This window comes from Stutzerimonas marianensis, from assembly GCF_022810315.1.
In the GTDB taxonomy this organism is placed as follows: Bacteria; Pseudomonadota; Gammaproteobacteria; order Pseudomonadales; family Pseudomonadaceae; genus Stutzerimonas; species Stutzerimonas marianensis.
The window spans coordinates 76,941-95,430 of sequence record NZ_JALGRD010000002.1 but is presented as its reverse complement, the minus strand read 5'-3'; the positions used below and the strand labels follow the sequence as shown (position 1 = coordinate 95,430).

Below are 18,490 nucleotides of genomic sequence, written 5' to 3'. Positions count from 1 at the left end.
AAAGGGCTCAGAGGAACTGCTGAGCCAGTGCAACTCCGGCGGCGACGATCAGCACCGCAACCAGGATGGCGTTGCGCCGCGAACTGGCGGGCGCGGCCTGAACCGGAGCATTGGCAATGGCGGGCTTGAGCGGGTTCGGGCTCGCGGGGCGTGGCTGCGACGGCTTCGGGGCGGGCGACGGCGCCGTGATGGGCGGCAGCTCCGAGGCGGCCATGAAAACGGTGGCGTCTTCGTCAATCGCCTCGGTCACCGACACTTTCGGACCGATGACCAATAGCGTGGTGCTTCCGAGCTGCACCTGGTCGCCCGGCTGCAGCACGGCGGTGGTAACACGCTCGCGGTTGACCTTGAGGCCGTTGGCCGATGCGAGATCCTTCACTTCCAGCACATCACCCTTGAGGAAGAACTCGGCGTGCCGGCGCGATAGTTCAGGGTCGCTGAAGCAGAGTTCGCATTTGACCGAGCGGCCGAAGGTCATGGATCCGGTGATGTGGTACTTGTGACCCTGGTTTTCGCCTTGCAATACCTGCAGCAACCAGCGCGGTGCTTGCCCGGTCCTGGCGCCCACCTTGGCGGGGTCGAGGATCTGCAGCTCCACCGATCCCAGGCGTACGCGGTCACCGGAACGGATCTGATAGCGCTCGCCGATCCGCTCCTCATTGACAAAGGTACCGCCCGCGGTACCAAGATCGGTGAGGTAGTAGAAGCGATTCTCCTGGCGCAGTTTGGCGTGGAAAGCGGCGACATCCGCATCCTTGAGGACCAGATCGTTCGTCGCATCCGCGCCGAAGGTGAAGTGTTCATCCGCAAGCCAGACCGGGGCCTGTCGGTTGTCAGCGAAGTGGATCCTGAGCATCTGTGCCTTACCTTGTGCTGATGGCGTGACCAAACCCTGAGAGGGTTGGGTCGTCATTGCTTGAATATTCGATTCCAGAGCCGCTTGACGGGGTTGGCCGAAGCCTGGGCCGGTGCGTCGGCCGAGCGCGCGGTTCGGGCCGGCGCAGCCACTTGCGTTCGCGCGGGGGCCCGGGCGGCGCGCGCGCTGGCGACACGCCGTGGGTGGTCGTCACGCAGGGCCAACAAGGTGGGGTCATCCGGCGCAACCTCGAGCCCCTGCTGAATGTATTCGAGTGCCAGCGCATATTCGCGCCGGCCGAACGCCGCCTCGCTGAGCGCCGCGTAGCGCTGCAGCACCCGCTGGATGCCGTCCAGCGCGGCCGCGTGTTCGGGTACCCAGCCCAGGACTTGCCGGTAGTAATGCACGGCGCTGTCTTCGGCTGGCAGCAGCAATTGGTCCTCTGTCAGCCGCTGTTCGGCCAGCCGCAGATAGCCCTGAATGCGCGCATCGAGGACACGCCGTAGACCGTCCAGGCCCTGAGCATTGTCCGGATCCAGGCGCAGGGCTTCGCGGAAGTAGTGATCGGCGTTGTCGTCGACCGGGCTCGTCAGGCTTCCCTCGGCCAGGCTTACCTCGGCTCGGGCGAGGAAGTCGTGGATCTGCTGGTGTCGATACCATTGCTGCCCGCCGACGGCCAGCGCGATCAGCAGCACGGCGGCGACGGCCGGGATCACCCAGCGGCGGCGTCTGCCTTGGCCGGATGGGGGGCGGGCCTGCCGAGACAGATCCAGCGCCGGCGCGATGCGGGTCATGTCCATGTCCGGTTCGGTAAGTGTCTCGATGGCCGCCAGAAGCTGACGGCAATTGGCGAACCGGTCTTCGCGGCGTTTGGCCAGCATGCGATCGATCAGGGTCTGATAAGGCGCAAGTGCTGGTGGAAGCTCGGGCGGAGGCAGCTGAAGGTGGTTGAGCACCGTTTGCGGATAGCTGGCGGCCCTGAACACGTTCGTGCCGAGCAGCATCTCGCTGAGGATGACGCCAAGGCTGTAGATGTCGCTCCGCGCATCGAGCGGCTGGCACTGCGCCTGTTCCGGGCTGCTGTAGGCCGGGCTACCGACCGCGATGCCGAAATGGGTGAGTTCGTTGTCCAGCTCGACCGCCTTGGCCACGCCGAAGTCGGTCAGCACGACGCTACCGTCGTCGCGAAACAGCACATTGGCTGGCTTGACGTCGCGGTGCACCAGGCCATTGTCGTGAACGACCGCCAGCCCGCCGGCCAACTGGCGAACAATATCCAGGGCTCGGGACGGCGACATGACGGTGCCGCGATGCTGAGCCAGGTCACCGCCGCCGATGTATTCCATGGCCAGATAATGGCGTCCGTCGGCGATCTGGCCGATGTCATGGATGGTGATGATTGCGGGGTGACGCAAGGAAGCGACGATGTGCCCTTCCTGTATGAAGCGCTCGACGAAGGCCTCGTCGTCGGTAGCGAGGAGGATTTTCAGTGCCACTTCCCGATCCAGCGACAACTGGGTCGCGAGATACACCTCGGCCATGCCGCCCTTGCCCAGGCGCTTGTGCAAGCGATAGCCGGGTACTTCCAACATCCGCTCCGTCATGACGCTCGGCCTACCAGGGATTTGAGGGGTTTCGACAGCATGTGCAGGACACGCTGCCCGAGTGATGGTGTGACCTGATCGGTCAGCGAACGCCCAAGCACGATGCAGGTGATGTTGTCTCGTCCACCGCGGGTGTTGGCTTCGGCGACGAGCCGCTCGACGAGCTGTTCGAGCGTGTCGGCTTCGACGCACAGCCGATGGATCTCATCGTCGGTCAGTTCGCCGTTGAGGCCATCGCTGCAGAGCAGCAGGAGCTCACCCGGCTGCAACGTTCCGGTCAGCAGGCCGATCTCCGGCGCTTCGTCCCGCCCGAGGCATTGCAGGATCACGTTGCGCCAGCCATGGCGGGTGGCTTCGTCGGGACGCATCTCACCGGCGTCGATCATTGCCTGGACCCAGCTGTGGTCGCGGCTCAGCGGCAGGATCCCAGCGGAATTCACTCGATAGGCACGGCTGTCGCCCACCCAGGCCAGTTCGAACTCGGCGCCATCGAAGAGCACGGTGACGATCGTGGTCCCCATGCCGGGCAGTGCCGCCGCGGTACGCACGGCGTGATTGGCTGCCTGGACGGCCGAGCGCAGATCATTGCCCGCGGCGACAGCCTGCTGCAACGCTGCCAGCGCGACGGCGCTTGCGACCTCGCCGAGCTGGTGGCCACCCATGCCGTCGGCGACCGCCCAGAGTCCGAGCGCGGGGCAGCAGAGCAGGGCGTCTTCGTTATGGTCTCGCTTGCGTCCGGGCGAGGTCAGCCCGGCGGAATCGAGCACGTGCGAGGGCGGGTGCGGGGCCATGCGGGGCTTAGAGACCTCGGGTATGAGCGGCTAAAACGATTCCGGCATGATGCGTCCGCGGTTGATCACTGTCACCGCCCGTCGGGGCTCAGGCGAGGAAAGTGTTAACCAGTCGTCCCTGCCTGCGCTTAATTCCATCGCTGCGGCGGTGCGCGATCCTGTCGAGAGTTGTAACGGGTGGATGCAGACCGACGGTCTGGTCCGGGTGCGAGCGCATGTTGTCTCAACTCCATGGGCCATTGGGGTCCTGCCGAGAGGTGAGATATGCGAGACGAGATGACAGCCGTGGCCATGACATTGCAGGCGGCGAATGACGGAGAGGTGGGCGAAACGCTTCCCGGCGATCCGGACGGAGCCAGCATCGATGACACGCCTATGTCCGACCCGGACGATGCGGGCTTGACCGACGAGGACATCGACCTGTTCGAAGACGATCCGACCATCCCGACCGAGTGACAGAGCACGCTGGTGCTAGCTGGCGCTGGCGCGGGCATGAAAAAACCGCAGCGGCCCGGGGCACGCTGCGGTTTCGACGGTCAGCCTGCTGTCAGGCCGCCAGGGCTATCAGCGGTTGAACGCGGCGCCAACACCTACCACCGAGGCGGATGGCAGCAACTGGCTGATGAAGCGGTTCCAGCGAGTGATACCGGCTGGCCCGACGAACACTACATCCTGCGGCTGGAGCGGGAAGCTCTTGGCCAGAGCGAAGGCCGTCGGCGAGGTGGCGTTGAGCTGGAATACCTTGGCCTGTTCCGTGGCGATGTTCTCGGCGCCGCGAATCACGTAGACCGCTTCGGCATCAGCGGTTTCCTGGCGGATGCCGCCAGCCGTACCGATCGCGTCCATCAGGTTGTAGCTGGTCGTCTTGAAGCTCAGCGCCTGCGGTTGGATCACTTCGCCCAGGACGTAGATCTTCTTCTGGTCGTTATAGGGCAGGTGCAGCTGATCGCCGTCCTTCAGGTAGACCTGGTGCAGCCAGGAGTCCGGGCGATTCATGTCGTCCAGGTTGATCATGTATTCACGGCCATCGCGCTTAAGCATCAGACCGGACAGGTCAGCGGTGTCGGTATCCACGCCAGCCTGGCCGATCGCTTGAACGATGGTCATCGGGGCGGTGGTGACCGGAACTTCGCCAGCGGTGTTGAATGCGCCGGACAGCACGACGCGCTGACTGCCGAAACGCAGCAGGCTGACGTCTACCTGAGGGCTGTCAACGTAGTTGGCGAGGCGGCGAGCGATTTCCGTACGCAGGTCTTCGATCGTGCGGCCTGCGGCCTGAACATTGCCGATGTAAGGGTAGAACAGGGTGCCGTCAGGGCGAACCAGACGGCCGTTGGCGTCGATCTGCTGCTGCGGGCCGGATGGCGCGGTCAGCTCCGGGTGATCCCACACGGTAATGTAGAGCAGATCGTTGGCACCGATACGGTAGGCCTCGGGTTTGTAGTCCAGCAGTTCCTGCTTGCTCGAGGTGCCCATGTCGGACGACAGGTCGCCCTTGAGCATATCGGGGGTGATGCGAAGCAGCTGGACGTTGCCATCTTCCATTTCCGCGCCGTCTTTGAAAACGTCCGGATCGAGATATTGGCCGGGTGCGAATACGCATCCCTGCAGCACCAGCACTGAAGAGAACGCGAGAGCAAATAATGGTTTCATGGGGGCTTCATCCTTGACGGAATAGTTGTTTTTCACGAAGTGAAACGGCTGGATTCACTCTTGAACAAAGGAAGTCGCGGCGTCGGCCCGAGGCCAACAGTCGTCTCTTCACTCGCTGGCGAAGCACCCGGTGGGGTGGCTTCGCTCACAGTAGCCATAGACCGCTGCGTTCCTTGCGGGTTCACGTTCAGAGCACCGAATGCATCACAGGATTTAGCGGCAATGGATACAGGCGGCTCTGGCGCGGGCGCTCCACGATCAGGCAGGCGCGCAGCACGCGTGTGTTCGCAGAACAGTGCCTTCGCTCGTGCGAGGGAATAAGCAGGTTACTGGAGCGCTTGTGGCGGCGCCTCGATCATCCAGCGCAAGGTGTCGCGTAATTCGATCGGCGACAGTTCGCCGATAAGCGTCGTCAGCTTGGTCTTGCTGCCAAACAGGTTCTTTACATCCGAGCTGCGCACGAAGGCCGGGTTCACCTGAACCTCCATGCGATGACCAGAAATGGCCGCCACATGTTGAAGCACGTATTCCAGGTTATAGGCAGAGCCTGAGCAGATGTTGACGGTCTCGCCTACGGCCGCCGGTGTTTCGAGCAGGCGCCGATAGGCCTGCACCACCTGGCGGACGTCGCAGAAATCCCGCGCGATGTCCAGGTTGCCAAGTTCGATCACAGCGGCCTTGCGGCGTGTATGAGCGACGATCTTGGGAATCAGGAATTGCTCCGCCTGACCGATGCCGGTGTAGTTGAAGGGACGGGTGACGATCAGCGGTAGCCGACTGGCATACAGCTTCGCCAGGTACTCCATGGCGACCTTGCTGACGGCGTAATCATTGGCCGGCGCCAGCGGGGTGGATTCGTCCAGCACGCCCTCGGTGGCGTTGCCGTAGACGTTGGCGCTGCTGGCCAGCAGAACCGCACGCAGGTCGGAGGCCGTGCTTCGCAGTGCTTCGAGCAGGCGGCGGGTGCCGAGCAGGTTCGCCTGATAAATGGCATCGGCATCGGCGAAGGCGACGAAGGAAACGGCCGCCAGGTGCACGACATAGGACGGTCGGATGTCGGCAAGCAGGGTGCGAAGCTTTTCACCGTCGTCCAGCGGACAACAGTGGATAGCGGAAATGCAGGCTGGCAATTCGCCTTTCGGCTCCCGGTAGCTCAGGCCATGCACATCGTAACCATGCGCAGCCAGCTCTTCTGCCATGTATCGGCCGGTGAAGCCGGTGATGCCCGTAATCAGCACTTTCAGCATGATCTTCTCAACAGGATGAGGTTTTCCGGTTCCAGTGGCAGGGGTGGGTGTACGTCGCCCACTGCCAATCGAGGTAAAACTGCCCCGGTGCGTCACCGCGGGTGGGGCAGTGCCTCCAGCTGGCGCCAAGCGAACTGGCGCCAACCGTGGGTCAGAACGAAAAGCCCTGCTGATTACGGCGCAGGTCCGCATCGACCATCATGCGGCAAAGCTGCTCGAGCGATGTCTTCGGCTCCCACCCGAGCTTTTCCTTGGCCTTCTGCGGATTGCCAATCAGCAGGTCGACCTCGGCCGGGCGATAGAACTTCGGATTGACGCGCATCACCACTTTGCCCGTTGCGCTGTCGATGGCCATCTCCCGGTCACCGCTTCCTTCCCAGACCAGCTCGACGTCGACGGCGCGGAAGGCGAGTGTCACGAAGTCGCGCACGGTCTCGGTGCGGTTGGTCGCAAGCACGAAAACGTCGGGCTCGTCGGCTTGCAGCATCCGCCACATGCCCTCGACGTATTCCTTGGCAAAGCCCCAATCACGCTTGGCGTCGATGTTGCCCAGTTCAAGCACGTCCAGCTGGCCGAGTTTGATCTTGGCGACCGAGTCGGTGATCTTGCGGGTCACGAATTCGCGGCCTCGCAGCGGCGACTCGTGGTTGAACAGGATGCCGCTGCTCCCGAAGATGTCATAGGACTCGCGGTAGTTGATGGTCATCCAGTGCGCGTAGAGCTTGGCCACACCGTAGGGGCTGCGCGGATAGAACGGGGTGGTCTCGATCTGCGGAATCGCCTGCACCTTGCCGAACATTTCCGAGGTGGACGCCTGGTAATAGCGAATCTTCGGATTGACGATACGGATGGCTTCCAGCAGGTTCACGGCCCCCGCACCGGTGATGTCCAGCGTGGTCAGCGGCTGCTCGAAGGAGACCCCCACGAAGCTTTGCGCTGCGAGGTTGTATACCTCGGTCGCTTCGGTCGTTTCGATGAGGCGAATGCTCGAGGACAAGTCGGTCAGGTCATACTCGACCAGGTGCAGGTTCGGGTGTTTGTCGATCCCCAGTTCTTCGATCCGCCAGAAGTTCACCGAGCTGGTGCGGCGGAAGGTGCCATAAACGGTATAGCCCTTTTCGAGCAGCAGCTCGGCGAGGTACGCACCGTCTTGTCCCGTAATGCCTGTGATGATCGCTTTCATGGTCTTCCCTGTATTCCTGTGAGTGATAGGGTTGGTTTGTGTTCGTGCTACCGGCGCGCTCTCGGGAGCCTGGGCCGGCGGCGGGTCATCCGTCAGGTTTCACGACAGGCAATCGCCAATCGGCGCGCGTCAAGATTCCTGTTTGGTCGGTGTGGGTTTCTGCCGCAAGCTTCGTTCCCTCAGGTAGGCCGGCACGATGTAGACCGCATCGGCGAAGTAACGCTTGGCCAAGCGCTTGGGCTCCATGCACATACGGTGCAGCCACTCGAGTTTGCATTCGCGCATCCATTTGGGCGCACGCTTGATGGTGCCGGTCGCGAAGGAGATCGAGGCGCCTATGGAAAAGCCCATGCCGGTCCGCTCATGAGGCTGGGTGGCGGCAGCAAGGATCTCGCCGCGCGGCGTACCGACGGCGTAGAGCACCAGCTCCGAAGGGTGCTGGCGAACAAATTCCAGGCAGCGCTGGACTTCGTCCGGTTTCTTGATGAACCCCATCGGTGGGTTGTAGTGGTACAGCGTCAGGCCGGGATAGATGGTGCGCAGCTTGGCCGCTTCGGTCTCCAGACCGCCGATCAGCACGATACGAAGCCGCTCCTGGTCCGCCCACTTGAGCAGCTCCAGGGTCAGGTCGCTGCCGGGAATGGCCTCGGGTAGGTGTACGCCCAGCCTGTCGAGAAGTGACAGCAGGATGCGGCTGTCACACAGCCGCCAGCGTGCCTTGGCGTAGGCGTCCCGTAGTTGCCCGTCGGTCTCCATCTGCAGGAGATGGTCGACGTTTGGGGTTACAACGAACGAGAACGGCTGCTTCACACCCTCCCGGACGCAATTCAGAAATGCCTTTTTGTTGCCGGAATAGAAGTCGATTCCGAACGCTGTAGTATCACTTGACACTCATTGCTACTCCCTTGAATGCGCCCTTGATACCCGACCAGGCCAGAGTGGGATTTCGATACTCCTTGAGCGTTGTAACCGCTGAAAGAAGAAAGGCAGAAGTGAGGGCGAACGCCGGCCCGTAGAACCGCTTGTTGAAGCGGGTCGCCGCGCGGTTGCGATAGTAGTGGTAGAACGCCGAGCGACTACCCAGGCTCAATGATCCGTAGTGGAACAGACGACTGGCCGGGATGACTTGACTGGTGATGCCGAAGCGCCGTGCACGGTATTGCCAGTCCACTTCCTCGAAATACATGAAGTACGCCTCGTCCATCAGGCCGATCTCCCGCGTCAGTGCCGCGGAGAAAGCCAGGCTGCATCCCATGATGTAGTCGGGGGCATGCGTCTGTCGCTGCTCGTCGATGGCTTCCAGGCTCTGGTCCTTGCCGAGCAGCCGAGCCTTGCCGAGGATTGGGTACAGCTTGCCGCCGCCGTAGCATTCCAGGCGACCCGTATCGGCGCTGAGCACCAACGAGCCCACGAACTGACGATCGTTTGCCTGCAACGCCTGCAGCAGCGGCGAAAAGGCATCGCTATCGACGTAGGTGTCGTTGTTGATCACCCAGAAATAGCTCGGCTGCAGATGCTCCATCGCCCAGCGCAGCCCGTAGTTGTTGCCTCCGGCATACCCGTTGTTCTCGGGGTTGCGGAGAAAGGTGACATTCGGATGCGCCTTCTCGTCCAGCCACGCCTGGAGCTGAGCGGCCGAACCATCCTGGGAGTCGTTGTCGACGACCACGATATGGTTCACGGTCGGGCAGTGCGCCAGGAGGCTCTCAGCGCAGCTGATGGTCTCAGTAGCAGCTTTGTAGTTGAGAATAAGTGCGACGTTCATGGACTCGTTCCTTGCTGCGAAGATGACGTGCTCTCAGGGCATGGATCACTAAAAGCATGCAGATGACCGGTTGGGTGTACTCGAACAGGCCGTTCAATGGCCAGATCACGAAGAACGCCAACATGACCGAATAGGTGAAGCCCATCTGCGGATCGATATTCCGCGCAATGCGCCGATAGATGTAGAGCGTCAGTGGGACCAGCAGGAAGGTCAGGAACCCGAAGCGGAACAGGGTGCCGATGATGCCGATGTCCGACAGGAAGAAATGCTCACCGAAGTAAGGGATGAATCCGTCCTGCCACATCAGCGAAAGCGAGCCGCTCGGCAGCCAGTTGACCAGGTCGAGGTGATTGAACACCGAGGCGATGGTGTAAGGACGCACGCCGTCTTCGACGCCACCCTCCAGGTTCTCCTGATAAAACTCCAGATTCATGCCGAAGGTTTCCAGCAGCTCCGGGTAGAAGAAGAACGGGGAGAGCAGCACGCAGAGCGACGCGGCCCAGATAACGGCTTTGGCACGCAGGCAGAACAAGGTGAAAGCCAGGCACAGCACGATCAGCTGCCGAGTCTGGGTCGCGAACACCAGGGTAAGCAGCAGAATGGCGGCAATCACCATGTAAAGACTGCGTTGTCTGGCCTCGCCGTTGATCGGTGACTTGCCGTTGGACCAGATCTGGATGCAATAGAAATAGGCGAAGCAGATCAGGAAGGGGCCGATGGAGGAGCGGTCCGGGCGGTCCCAGGCCGTCTGCTCTTCACGTAGGTCCGGTACGAGGCCGAACTTGAAGCACCAGGAAAGAAACACAGCGATCAGTGCTGCGTAAATGATGGCTCGTTCGAACTGCAGCGTGCTGATGCGCTTGGAGAGCAGCAGCAGCGGCACGAAGCCGAACGTGAACAGGATCCGCCGCTCCTCGATCAGCCCGTACATGATCGGCTGGCCGAAGGTGTGGTAGGCGAATACCGCAGGCAACACGGTGAACACGAACACGCTATAGACGGCGTAATACATCAATACGCGCAGTTCGCGCGACGCTTCCTCGGAACTGGCCAGCACCAACAGCAACGCGAAACCAAGGCATAACGCCAGGTAGGCCTCGTTGAGGAATTTGAAACCGATGGGGTTGTGAGTACTGTCACCGAACACCGAGAAGTGCAGGATGACCGCCAGTACCGTCAATGGCAAAAATATGATCTTTGAGCTGATAGTCGTCATCACCTGAATCCTTCGGTGCTTTTCCCTTGTCCAGAACCACTCGGTTGCAGCTCAAGTCTTCCCGTCTGCCAAGAGGCGCATTTGCAGCAAATCCAGGTGTAGGACGCCGAGCCTGAATGCATGCGAGGAGCGCCCGATGGCGCCTGGTAGACCCATCCCGACATCTGGATTAACCCACCATGGCCGATCGAGGGGTTTGACAAGCCGTGTTCCTATGGGTTGCGTGAAAAACCGAGGTTTTTTCAAAAGTTGCGTATTTTCCGACGAGAGTCTCACCGGGGGACGAACGGTCCCGGTTGGCCGAGGGCTTGACCGATCGAGGCTTGGCTCGGCTCATCGAGGGCACCCGGATCATTGCGCGGCGGCCGGGCCGATATCAGAGCAGGTGTTGGCGATGTGCTTTTGCAGCACCTCCATCTGTGGACGATCCTTGCCCTTGATCGGCTCGATTGCCATCACATATTCCCCCCAACCCGGGCCGCCGGCCCAATAGGCGCTGGGAATGCAATGCTCGTTCAGATAGGCGAGCAGCTCATCCATCGCTTCCAGCATCGATTCCGAGTGCGCGGGTACGCCGTATTCACCCAGAAACCCTTTGAGGCCGTGTTCCTGGAGCCACTCGACGAAGGGGCGAGCCCGTTCCACACCGAGCATGGGATCGACGGTTTCGTCTTCGGCATAGCGCCCGGAGAAGTCCTTGTCGAGATACAGGTGGGCTTCGTAAATAAGGTTGTCGGCCGGGTCTTCGATAAGCAGGTCTTCGTTGACGTGCCGCCAGTGGAACGCACTGGCCCAGCGATCGCCTTCGATGAAGATCGGCGTCTGGCTGTCCACCTCACGGATTGCATTGACGGCTGCTTGCGCCGCTCCGGGCCACAGGCCCTTGGTGGAGTGAGGCTCGTTCATGATGTCGTAGCCCCACAGTCCCGGATGCCCCCTGAACGCCTCGGCAAGCTTGCGCCAGACGCTGGCGTAGGCTTCGTAGGGAACCTCGGGTGAGCCGATGAGCTGGCCCTTGTAACGACCGTAGTTGTGCATGTCGAGGATGATCTTCTGGTCATGGCGTGCCGCCAGGTCCAGCGTCTTTCGCAACATGCGCATGTGGTCGAAGTTCAGGCCCATGTCCAGGTCGTGCTGCACCCGCTCCCAGATGAACGGAAAGCGAATCACGCGGATGTTTTTCTTCGCGTAATAAGCGAAGTGCTTTTTCTCGGGAAAGAAATAATGAGTGCCCATTCGCCCCGGTGTGACATGTGGTGCGAAGTTGGCGCCCGACATGTTGATGCCCACCAGGTCGATACCGGGAGCCGGGCGCTGCTCGTCTGCGAGCGCGGCTGACGTGAAGGTCGCCAAGGCCAGGGCGCTAAAGATCCGTATCGCAGCACGAAGCGGCGAGCGTTGGTTGTTACTCATCTGATGTACCTGTGCAAGCGGGGCCGACCGCAGAGCGGTCAGCCGGGTTGCTCGGACGAATCGAGGCAGCCGCCGAACCTCGTTGCCGGCGCTCGGCCGGCCGCTTGGTCGGCGAATGGCTGGTGCGGCACGCTCTAGGCGGCCGCACCAGGCGTCATTTGCTCTGGTATTCGTACTGGTAGTAGCCGTATTCGCTGTAGGTCGACGCCTTGCGAATCACGGCGTTGAAGATCACGCCCTTGACCAGCAGGCCGTTCTGCTCGAGACGGCGCTTGGCAAACTCGATCTCCTTCACGCCGTTGAGGCCGTAACGGGTGACCATCAGGGTGGTACCGGCCTGGCTGCCGACCAGTGCCGCGTCGGTGACGGCGAGAATCGGCGGGGTGTCGAAGATCACCAGGTCGTACATGGTGCTGATTTCCTTGACGAAGCGAGAGAAGTTCTCGTGCATCAGGAGTTCGGAGGGGTTGGGCGGGAGCTGCCCATGGGTGATCACGTGCAGGTTGTTCATCTGCGTCTTCTGGATCGCATCGAACAGGGTGATGCGCCCCGACAGGATGTCCGACAGACCCTTGTCCGCCTGGCAGCGCATGACCTTGTGCAGGTAGCCCTTGCGCATGTCTGCATCGACCAGCAGCACTTTCTTGCCAGACTGCGCAATGACGGCCGCCAGGTTGCTCGTGACGAAGGACTTGCCCACCGCTGGACTCGGGCCCGTGATCATCAGGATGTTGTTTTTCGCTTCGATCATCGCGAAGTGCAGGCTGGTGCGCAGGCTGCGCATGGCTTCGGTCGCGAGGTCGGCCGGATCGTTGATCGAAAGCAGATAGGATGCGTTGCTCTTGTCGCGCTTGAAGTTGGCCAGGCGCTTCTCCAGGGCTCCCTGCTTTTCGCTGAACGGGATGGCCGCATAGACAGGGATGCCGACGCGCTCGATCTCTTCCGGGTTCTCGACGCCACGCTTGAGCGCTTCACGCACATAGACGAAGGCGACCGCGAGGATGGCGCCCAGCAGGGTGGCAACGATCACGATCAGCGGCTTGTTCGGCTTGATCGGCTGGTCGATGTCGGCTGCGGCATGGTCGATGATCCGCACGTTACCCACGGTGCCGGCGCGGATGATGTCCAGTTCCTGAGTCTTGTTCAGCAGCATCGCGTAGGTCTCGGACGAGACTTCCACGTCGCGATTCAGGCGCAGCAGCTCCTGTTGGGTGGAGGGCAGGGTGCCGATCTGCTTTTCCAGCTCAGTTTTCTGCTGCTGCAGCTGGTTGATCTGGTTCATCAGCGCCTGGAAGTTCGGATGCTGGCGCGTGAAGCGTCGCTCCATCTCGGTGCGCTTGAGGTTCTGCTCGGAGATCTGCTTTTCCAGGTCGACGATGCGGTCGAGTACCGACTGCGTCTCCGCGGAGATGTCCACCGAGCGGTTGCCGGTCTGGTACTGGTTCAGTGCGGTCTGGGCGGCGTCGAGCTTGCGACGCACCTCCGGTACCTGCTCGCTGAGGAACTCGAGGCTCTGGGTGGCTTCGGCCGCATTGCGTGCCACGTTCTGGTCGACGTAGCGCTGGGCGACTTCTTCCAGGACAAGAATGGCCTTGTCCGGGTCGGTGTCTTCCAGGGTGACATTGACGATGCCCGACTGCTTGCCGCGCTCACCGGCCGCCAAACGGTTCTGATAGTCCTCGGTGGTGGCGTAGGTGCGGTTCTTGGTCACACTGAACGTGGTGCCCGGGCGCGCGTTCAGCTCGGCGACGGTAATGCCATAGTCGGGCGTCTCCACCGGCTCGCCGACGGTGCCTTGCGCAACCACTTCACCATCCGGATCACGCAGGATGAAGCCGTTGTTCTCCGCTGCTTCGAGGGTCAGTTCTTCGCCGTGCATCTTGTCCGGCACGATCAGCTGGGTCACCCGCAGCGATTCGCCACCCCAGGCATAGGCTTCGAAGCCGTCCGGGTACCAGCCCAGCTCACCTTCTTCGGTGGGCTCGAAACGACGGTAGACGAAGCCACCGATGATGGGGAAGAAGTGCGGCTCGATGATGATGTCGAGGTTCAGCGCTTCAACCGCGCCGCCTACCACGGCCCGCGACTTGAGCAGAGCAATCTCGGTCTGCGCAGGTGAAACGGCGGGCGTATTGCTGACGACATCGGTGAGGCTTGGCAGACCGTTCTTCGGTTCGATCTGAATCATCGCGCTGGCGAGGTAAACCGGCGTCGCCAGTAACGCATAAGCGACGCCGAGGGCCGCGAAGAAACCGGTGATGGAAAGAATCAGGCCCCGATTGTTGAGGAAGGTGTCAAAGAGGTGCGCCAGGTCAATGTCCTTGTCCTCTTTGGTTTCATAGATGGGTCTAGGCATGGTGGTCATTGAAGTTCCTTCTTCTTACTTCAGATAGGGGAGCCAGCTTTCGACGGACTGCGCTAGAAGGCTGTGTACGTGTTCGAAGGCCGGTTTGGACTGGCGATACGGGTCGGGAATCTCCATGTCGTCGAGCCATTTGCCCATCAGGAAGGTCTTGCCGTGTACTTCCGGGGCCATTTGACGGATATGGGCAATGTGGCTCTGCTCCATCGCCAGAATGAGGTCGGCGTTATGCAACATCTCGCTGTCGACCTGTCGAGCGCGGTGGCTCGTGTGTTGCAGTCCGTTGTCCTGCAGCACTTCATGTGCAGTCTTGTCCATAGGGTTGCCTACTAGTGCACCTATGCCGGCCGAGCTGATCGACAGGCCTTTTCCCTGGAGTCTGTGGGTCAACAGCGCTTCAGCCGCGGGGCTTCTGCAGACGTTGCCGACACAGACGATCAATATGTTCTTGAACATCGCTCAGCCTCGCCGCCCGGTCGTTAGGGGCGTGAGGGCATGGATGCTGTGGAACGCAAATCTGAGGTTGTCTCGCTTCATTAGTTCCTTCCGTCCAGCTGCCGTGACGCGTGAATGTGGCGCAGTGCCGCTATGAGTGATGCGCAGGGCAGTCAGTAGACATCCTTGTTCAACAGCAACGCGGGCACGGTCCGGGCGAGGATGTAGAGATCGAACCAGACCGACCAGCGTTCGATGTAGTCCAGGTCGTACTCGACGCGCTTTTCGATTTTTTCGAGCGTGTCGGTCTCGCCGCGGTAGCCATTGATCTGCGCCCAGCCGGTAATACCGGGCTTGACGCGATGACGTGCTGAGTATTCGGATACCGCCTCTTCGAACAGGACGCCCGCGGCCTTGGTCGCTGTCGCGTGTGGGCGCGGGCCGACCATCGACATGCTGCCGAGGAACACATTGAGCAGCTGCGGAAGCTCGTCCAGGCTGGTTTTGCGGATGAAACGGCCGACGCGGGTGATGCGGTCATCGTCGCGGGTCGTCTGGCGATCGGCGTTCGCATCGCTGCGCTCGTGGTACATCGAGCGGAACTTGTAAACCTCGATCAGCCGATTGTTGTAGCCATAGCGCTTCTGCTTGAACAGCACCGGGCCGCGGGAATCCAGCTTGATTGCCAAGGCCAGCAACAACATCACCGGAGCCGCGGCGAGCAGAGCCAGGCTGGACAGGATGATGTCTTCGATTCGCTTGAACATCGGCGACCAGCCACGCAGCGGCAGGTCCGACGCGATAAGGGTCGGCAGGCCGCCCACTTCGGTGATGCGTTTGTTGGCGTGGCGGAACGCAACCATGTCGGGCACGAGCAGGACGTTGACCGGCAGCTTGCGAAGTTCGTTGATGATATGGCCGATACGGCTGTCGGCGAACCAGGGCAGGGCGACCAGCACCTGGGTGACCTTTTCTTCACGGATCATCCGTTCCAGGTCGCGGGTGTTACCGAGCAGCGGCAGGTCGGCCAGGGTCTTGGGCAGGCGCTCGAGGCGATCGTCGATGAAGCCGAGTACGCCGGTGCGGATGTCACGGTGGGTCGCCAGGTACTCCGCCACGCGCACGCCATTGTCCGTACCGCCAAGGATCACTGCGTTCTGGAGGTAGATACCCTTGGCCATCAGGCGACGGAACAGGGCGAGCATCATCAGGCGCTCGGCGCCGAAGAGCACGGTGCTGGTGACGAACCAGAACGTCAGATGCTTGGCTTCGAGGTAGCTGAACATGCCCAGGCCCTGGTGCATGAAGATCAGCAGGCTGAACGCCGCGGCCCAGGCCACCGCCATGGTGCGGAAGCGCAGCAGGGTACTGAACACCTCTTCGCTATAGATGCCGACCGACTGAAAGATGACGACGCTGATCACGCCGAAAAACATCAGGAAGGTGCTGAAGGTGCCACCGCCTGCAGGGAGGTCCAGCGGCAGGAACAGTAAAAGGAGTACCCCTGGCAGGACGGAAGTAAGCCCGTGGATCAGCCGGACACTAGCAAGGAAATAATCGACGAAACTGGGGTGGGCGTACTCAAGGGTTCCAACGGACTGTAAGCGCATACAAGGCTCCTTCCTTCGGCTATTGCTAGCTCAATACTCGTTTTGATCGCCGCGATCCGCGGGGTTGATAGCAGGCCGCTATTGCAACCTCTACCGGGACAAGTGCTCCGACCGCCGGGCAAGACGCGAGTTCATCCGCCACGTGCAAAGTTGTGGAGAATTCAACAGGATTAAATTGGGGCTATAACCTTCTGATCTAAAAGGATTTCTTCCGCATCTTGATGAGAACGTGTCGCGTTAGCGATCGCGGATCTGACGGATGGTTTGCCTGTTTGTCGCCCGGGCTTAACCCCTCTTTGCATGTCTGCAGCGCCTGCGAAGGACAACTTCGGTGCTTCCCGCATGTCTCATCTGCGGGATTTCAGTAGCGGAAACGAAAGCATGAGCAGATCCAGGGCATTGCTCGTCCTGCACGGCAAACAGGCACTCAATGAAGACGTCCGGGCGGCAGTCGTCGAGTGGCGCGGGTTGGGGCACGAACTGGCGGTCCGGGTTACCTGGGAGCCAGGCGATGCACAACGACTGGTGCAAGAAGCGTTGCAGGCTGGCTACCGAACGCTGGTGGCCGGGGGCGGCGATGGCACGCTGCGTGAGGTCGCACATGCGCTATTGGAAAGCGGCGTCGATGCCAGTCTGGCCCTGATGCCGCTCGGCACCGCTAACGACTTCGCCCATGCCGCCGAGATTTCCCTGGAGCCCTTCGATGCCTTGGCCTTGCTCGAACATGAGCCGGTCGCCGTCGACGTCGGGCTGATGAATGGTGAGCCATTCCTGAACATGGCGACCGGCGGATTCGGATCCAAGGTCACGGCCAGTACCTCGGAGGAATTGAAAAAGGTGCTGGGTGGCGGCGCCTACCTGCTCACCGGCTTGTCCCGTTTCAGCGAAATGACCTCGGCGTGGGGTCGCTTCACGGGCCCCGATTTTTCCTGGGAAGGTGAATTCCTGGCGCTGGGCGTGGGGAACGGTAAACAGTCCGGTGGCGGTCAGTCGCTCTGCCCGGATGCGCTGATCGACGACGGTTTGCTTGATGTCTGCATCGTTCCAGCGGCGACCGATGCGGTAGGCACGCTCGGGACGTTGCTCAGTGGCGGCTTGCGCGGAATCAAGACGGTTTCGGTCAATGCGCGGGTGCCATGGCTCGAGGTCGAGGCGCCGGAGCGGATCGATATAAATCTCGATGGCGAGCCGTCCGGGGCCAGGCACATGCGATTCGACGTGAGGCCAGGTGCGATCCGGCTGCACCTGCCTTTGGAGTGTCCGTTGTTGAAAGAGGGTGCGTTAGCGGCTCAGGCTGAATAGTGGCGTTGTGCTATCGCGCAGTTCGTTGGATGATGCGTCAGGAAATAATCGCGTACGTGGATAAAGCGCTGCGTCTTGCTGCCGATAGCCCGTAAGTCCGCACTCACCAGGAGCCAGCTATGGCCGGCATTCTCGATTCAGTCGATCAGCGTACCCGTCTCGTCGGGCAGAACCGGCTGGAAATTCTCATGTTCCGGCTGTCCGGCCGGCAAAAATTCGCCATCAACGTCTTCAAGGTGCAGGAGGTCGTCCAGCTACCGAAAATGACGCTGATGCCGCATCGTCACAATTCGGTATGCGGTGTCGTCAACCTGCGGGGCCAGACGCTGCCGGTCATCGATCTGTCCAGGGCGATCGGCCTGCGACCCATCGTGCCCGATGAGCGCAGCACCATCATCGTGACCGAATACAACCGTTCGATTCAGGCCTTCCTCGTTGGCGGCGTGGATCGCATCCTCAACCTCAACTGGGAAGAAGTGCTGCCTCCGCCCACTACGGCGGGACGCCAGCATTACCTGACCGCGATCACCAAGGTCGACGATCAGCTGGTCGAGGTCATCGATGTGGAAAAGGTCCTCGCGGAGATCGTGCCCTATGACACCAGCATCTCGCCCGAGCGACTCCAGGATCCGGTTCTGGAGCGCGCTCGTGGTCGAGAAGTGCTCTGTGTGGACGATTCCACCGTGGCCTTGGCGCAGCTGCGCGAGACGCTAACGCAGCTCGGCATCACCGTACACACCGCCAGCGATGGCATGAAGGGTCTCAACAAACTCAAGGCGTGGGCAGAGGCAGGCGATGTCCTGACCGATCGCCTCCTCATGGTCTTTACCGATGCGGAAATGCCAGAGATGGATGGCTATCGTCTGACTACGGAAATTCGCAACGACCCGCGTCTGCGCGATCTCTACGTCGTGCTCCACACCTCGCTGTCGGGCAGTTTCAACCTGGCGATGGTGCAAAAGGTGGGCTGCGACAACTTCCTTTCCAAGTTCCAACCGGAGAAACTTGTCGACGTCATCCGCGAGCGACTGCTGCGCGACGACGTTCACTGAC

General features: G+C 61.2%; 16 protein-coding genes. 3 read left to right on the top strand and 13 right to left on the bottom strand.

Features of this window, described 5'->3' with window-relative positions:
• Positions 1-7: 7 nt before the first annotated feature.
• Genes MST27_RS03430 through MST27_RS03420 form a run of 3 tightly spaced genes read right to left on the bottom strand, consistent with a single transcriptional unit; the run spans position 8 to position 3,251 of the window.
• Positions 8-856, bottom strand: a complete 849-nt coding sequence (locus MST27_RS03430) for an FHA domain-containing protein (RefSeq protein ID WP_243604621.1) — start codon at positions 854-856, stop codon at positions 8-10.
• A 53-nt stretch (positions 857-909) separates the two neighbouring features.
• Positions 910-2,460 (bottom strand): serine/threonine-protein kinase, encoded by a 1,551-nt coding sequence (locus tag MST27_RS03425; protein ID WP_243604620.1) that lies wholly within the window; start codon positions 2,458-2,460, stop codon positions 910-912.
• A complete protein-coding gene (locus MST27_RS03420) occupies positions 2,457-3,251 on the bottom strand; it encodes a PP2C family protein-serine/threonine phosphatase (RefSeq protein WP_243604619.1) in 795 nt (264 codons plus the stop codon). Before MST27_RS03420 ends, MST27_RS03425 begins: the two co-directional genes overlap by 4 nt.
• Positions 3,252-3,515: 264 nt before the next feature.
• Between MST27_RS03420 and MST27_RS03415 the strand changes: the two genes are divergently transcribed.
• Positions 3,516-3,707, top strand: coding sequence for a hypothetical protein (locus MST27_RS03415; protein WP_243604618.1), 192 nt, complete (start codon positions 3,516-3,518; stop codon positions 3,705-3,707).
• Positions 3,708-3,815: 108 nt separating this feature from the next.
• Here the strand turns inward: MST27_RS03415 and MST27_RS03410 are convergent, their stop codons facing one another.
• The 10 genes from MST27_RS03410 to MST27_RS03365 all read right to left on the bottom strand — a co-directional run bounded on the left by MST27_RS03410 (position 3,816) and on the right by MST27_RS03365 (position 16,135).
• Positions 3,816-4,904 carry a polysaccharide biosynthesis/export family protein gene (locus MST27_RS03410; protein WP_243604617.1) on the bottom strand — a complete coding sequence of 363 codons (1,089 nt, stop codon included), beginning with the start codon at positions 4,902-4,904 and terminating at the stop codon, positions 3,816-3,818.
• Between the two features lie 326 nt (positions 4,905-5,230).
• On the bottom strand, positions 5,231-6,151 hold the full coding sequence (locus MST27_RS03405; protein WP_243604616.1) for a GDP-mannose 4,6-dehydratase: 921 nt from the start codon (positions 6,149-6,151) through the stop codon (positions 5,231-5,233).
• Positions 6,152-6,302: 151 nt separating this feature from the next.
• Positions 6,303-7,334, bottom strand: coding sequence for a GDP-mannose 4,6-dehydratase (gmd, locus tag MST27_RS03400; RefSeq protein ID WP_243604615.1), 1,032 nt, complete (start codon positions 7,332-7,334; stop codon positions 6,303-6,305).
• A 129-nt stretch (positions 7,335-7,463) separates the two neighbouring features.
• Positions 7,464-8,225 (bottom strand): WecB/TagA/CpsF family glycosyltransferase, encoded by a 762-nt coding sequence (locus MST27_RS03395; RefSeq protein ID WP_243604614.1) that lies wholly within the window; start codon positions 8,223-8,225, stop codon positions 7,464-7,466.
• A complete protein-coding gene (locus MST27_RS03390) occupies positions 8,215-9,099 on the bottom strand; it encodes a glycosyltransferase family 2 protein (RefSeq protein ID WP_243604613.1) in 885 nt (294 codons plus the stop codon). Before MST27_RS03390 ends, MST27_RS03395 begins: the two co-directional genes overlap by 11 nt.
• Positions 9,059-10,315 (bottom strand): hypothetical protein, encoded by a 1,257-nt coding sequence (locus tag MST27_RS03385; protein ID WP_243604612.1) that lies wholly within the window; start codon positions 10,313-10,315, stop codon positions 9,059-9,061. Before MST27_RS03385 ends, MST27_RS03390 begins: the two co-directional genes overlap by 41 nt.
• A gap of 351 nt (positions 10,316-10,666) precedes the next feature.
• A complete protein-coding gene (locus MST27_RS03380) occupies positions 10,667-11,728 on the bottom strand; it encodes a glycoside hydrolase family 5 protein (protein ID WP_243604611.1) in 1,062 nt (353 codons plus the stop codon).
• Positions 11,729-11,882: 154 nt separating this feature from the next.
• Entirely contained in the window at positions 11,883-14,093 is a 2,211-nt protein-coding gene (locus MST27_RS03375; RefSeq protein WP_243604610.1) for a polysaccharide biosynthesis tyrosine autokinase, read from the bottom strand.
• Positions 14,094-14,108: 15 nt separating this feature from the next.
• Positions 14,109-14,546 (bottom strand): low molecular weight protein-tyrosine-phosphatase, encoded by a 438-nt coding sequence (locus tag MST27_RS03370; protein WP_243604609.1) that lies wholly within the window; start codon positions 14,544-14,546, stop codon positions 14,109-14,111.
• Positions 14,547-14,698: 152 nt separating this feature from the next.
• Positions 14,699-16,135 (bottom strand): undecaprenyl-phosphate glucose phosphotransferase, encoded by a 1,437-nt coding sequence (locus MST27_RS03365; protein ID WP_243604608.1) that lies wholly within the window; start codon positions 16,133-16,135, stop codon positions 14,699-14,701.
• Positions 16,136-16,516: 381 nt separating this feature from the next.
• Here MST27_RS03365 and yegS point away from each other — a divergent pair, with 381 nt between their 5' ends.
• Positions 16,517-17,437: a lipid kinase YegS gene (yegS, locus tag MST27_RS03360; protein WP_243604607.1), complete on the top strand. Its 921-nt coding sequence runs from the start codon at positions 16,517-16,519 to the stop codon at positions 17,435-17,437.
• A gap of 119 nt (positions 17,438-17,556) precedes the next feature.
• The gene (locus tag MST27_RS03355; RefSeq protein ID WP_243604606.1) at positions 17,557-18,489 is read left to right on the top strand and encodes a chemotaxis protein CheV; all 933 of its coding nucleotides are present in this window, start codon (positions 17,557-17,559) and stop codon (positions 18,487-18,489) included.
• Position 18,490: the final 1 nt, after the last annotated feature.

Excerpts from the sequence above, each read along its gene's own strand:
- MST27_RS03430 (WP_243604621.1), bottom strand. The coding sequence starts at position 856 with ATGCTCAGGATCCACTTCGCTGACAACCGACAGGCCCCGGTCTGGCTT.
- MST27_RS03425 (WP_243604620.1), bottom strand. The coding sequence starts at position 2,460 with ATGACGGAGCGGATGTTGGAAGTACCCGGCTATCGCTTGCACAAGCGC.
- MST27_RS03420 (WP_243604619.1), bottom strand. The coding sequence starts at position 3,251 with ATGGCCCCGCACCCGCCCTCGCACGTGCTCGATTCCGCCGGGCTGACC.
- MST27_RS03415 (WP_243604618.1), top strand. The coding sequence starts at position 3,516 with ATGCGAGACGAGATGACAGCCGTGGCCATGACATTGCAGGCGGCGAAT.
- MST27_RS03410 (WP_243604617.1), bottom strand. The coding sequence starts at position 4,904 with ATGAAACCATTATTTGCTCTCGCGTTCTCTTCAGTGCTGGTGCTGCAG.
- MST27_RS03405 (WP_243604616.1), bottom strand. The coding sequence starts at position 6,151 with ATGCTGAAAGTGCTGATTACGGGCATCACCGGCTTCACCGGCCGATAC.
- gmd (WP_243604615.1), bottom strand. The coding sequence starts at position 7,334 with ATGAAAGCGATCATCACAGGCATTACGGGACAAGACGGTGCGTACCTC.
- MST27_RS03390 (WP_243604613.1), bottom strand. The coding sequence starts at position 9,099 with ATGAACGTCGCACTTATTCTCAACTACAAAGCTGCTACTGAGACCATC.
- MST27_RS03385 (WP_243604612.1), bottom strand. The coding sequence starts at position 10,315 with ATGACGACTATCAGCTCAAAGATCATATTTTTGCCATTGACGGTACTG.
- MST27_RS03380 (WP_243604611.1), bottom strand. The coding sequence starts at position 11,728 with ATGAGTAACAACCAACGCTCGCCGCTTCGTGCTGCGATACGGATCTTT.
- MST27_RS03375 (WP_243604610.1), bottom strand. The coding sequence starts at position 14,093 with ATGACCACCATGCCTAGACCCATCTATGAAACCAAAGAGGACAAGGAC.
- MST27_RS03370 (WP_243604609.1), bottom strand. The coding sequence starts at position 14,546 with ATGTTCAAGAACATATTGATCGTCTGTGTCGGCAACGTCTGCAGAAGC.
- MST27_RS03365 (WP_243604608.1), bottom strand. The coding sequence starts at position 16,135 with ATGCGCTTACAGTCCGTTGGAACCCTTGAGTACGCCCACCCCAGTTTC.
- yegS (WP_243604607.1), top strand. The coding sequence starts at position 16,517 with ATGAGCAGATCCAGGGCATTGCTCGTCCTGCACGGCAAACAGGCACTC.
- MST27_RS03355 (WP_243604606.1), top strand. The coding sequence starts at position 17,557 with ATGGCCGGCATTCTCGATTCAGTCGATCAGCGTACCCGTCTCGTCGGG.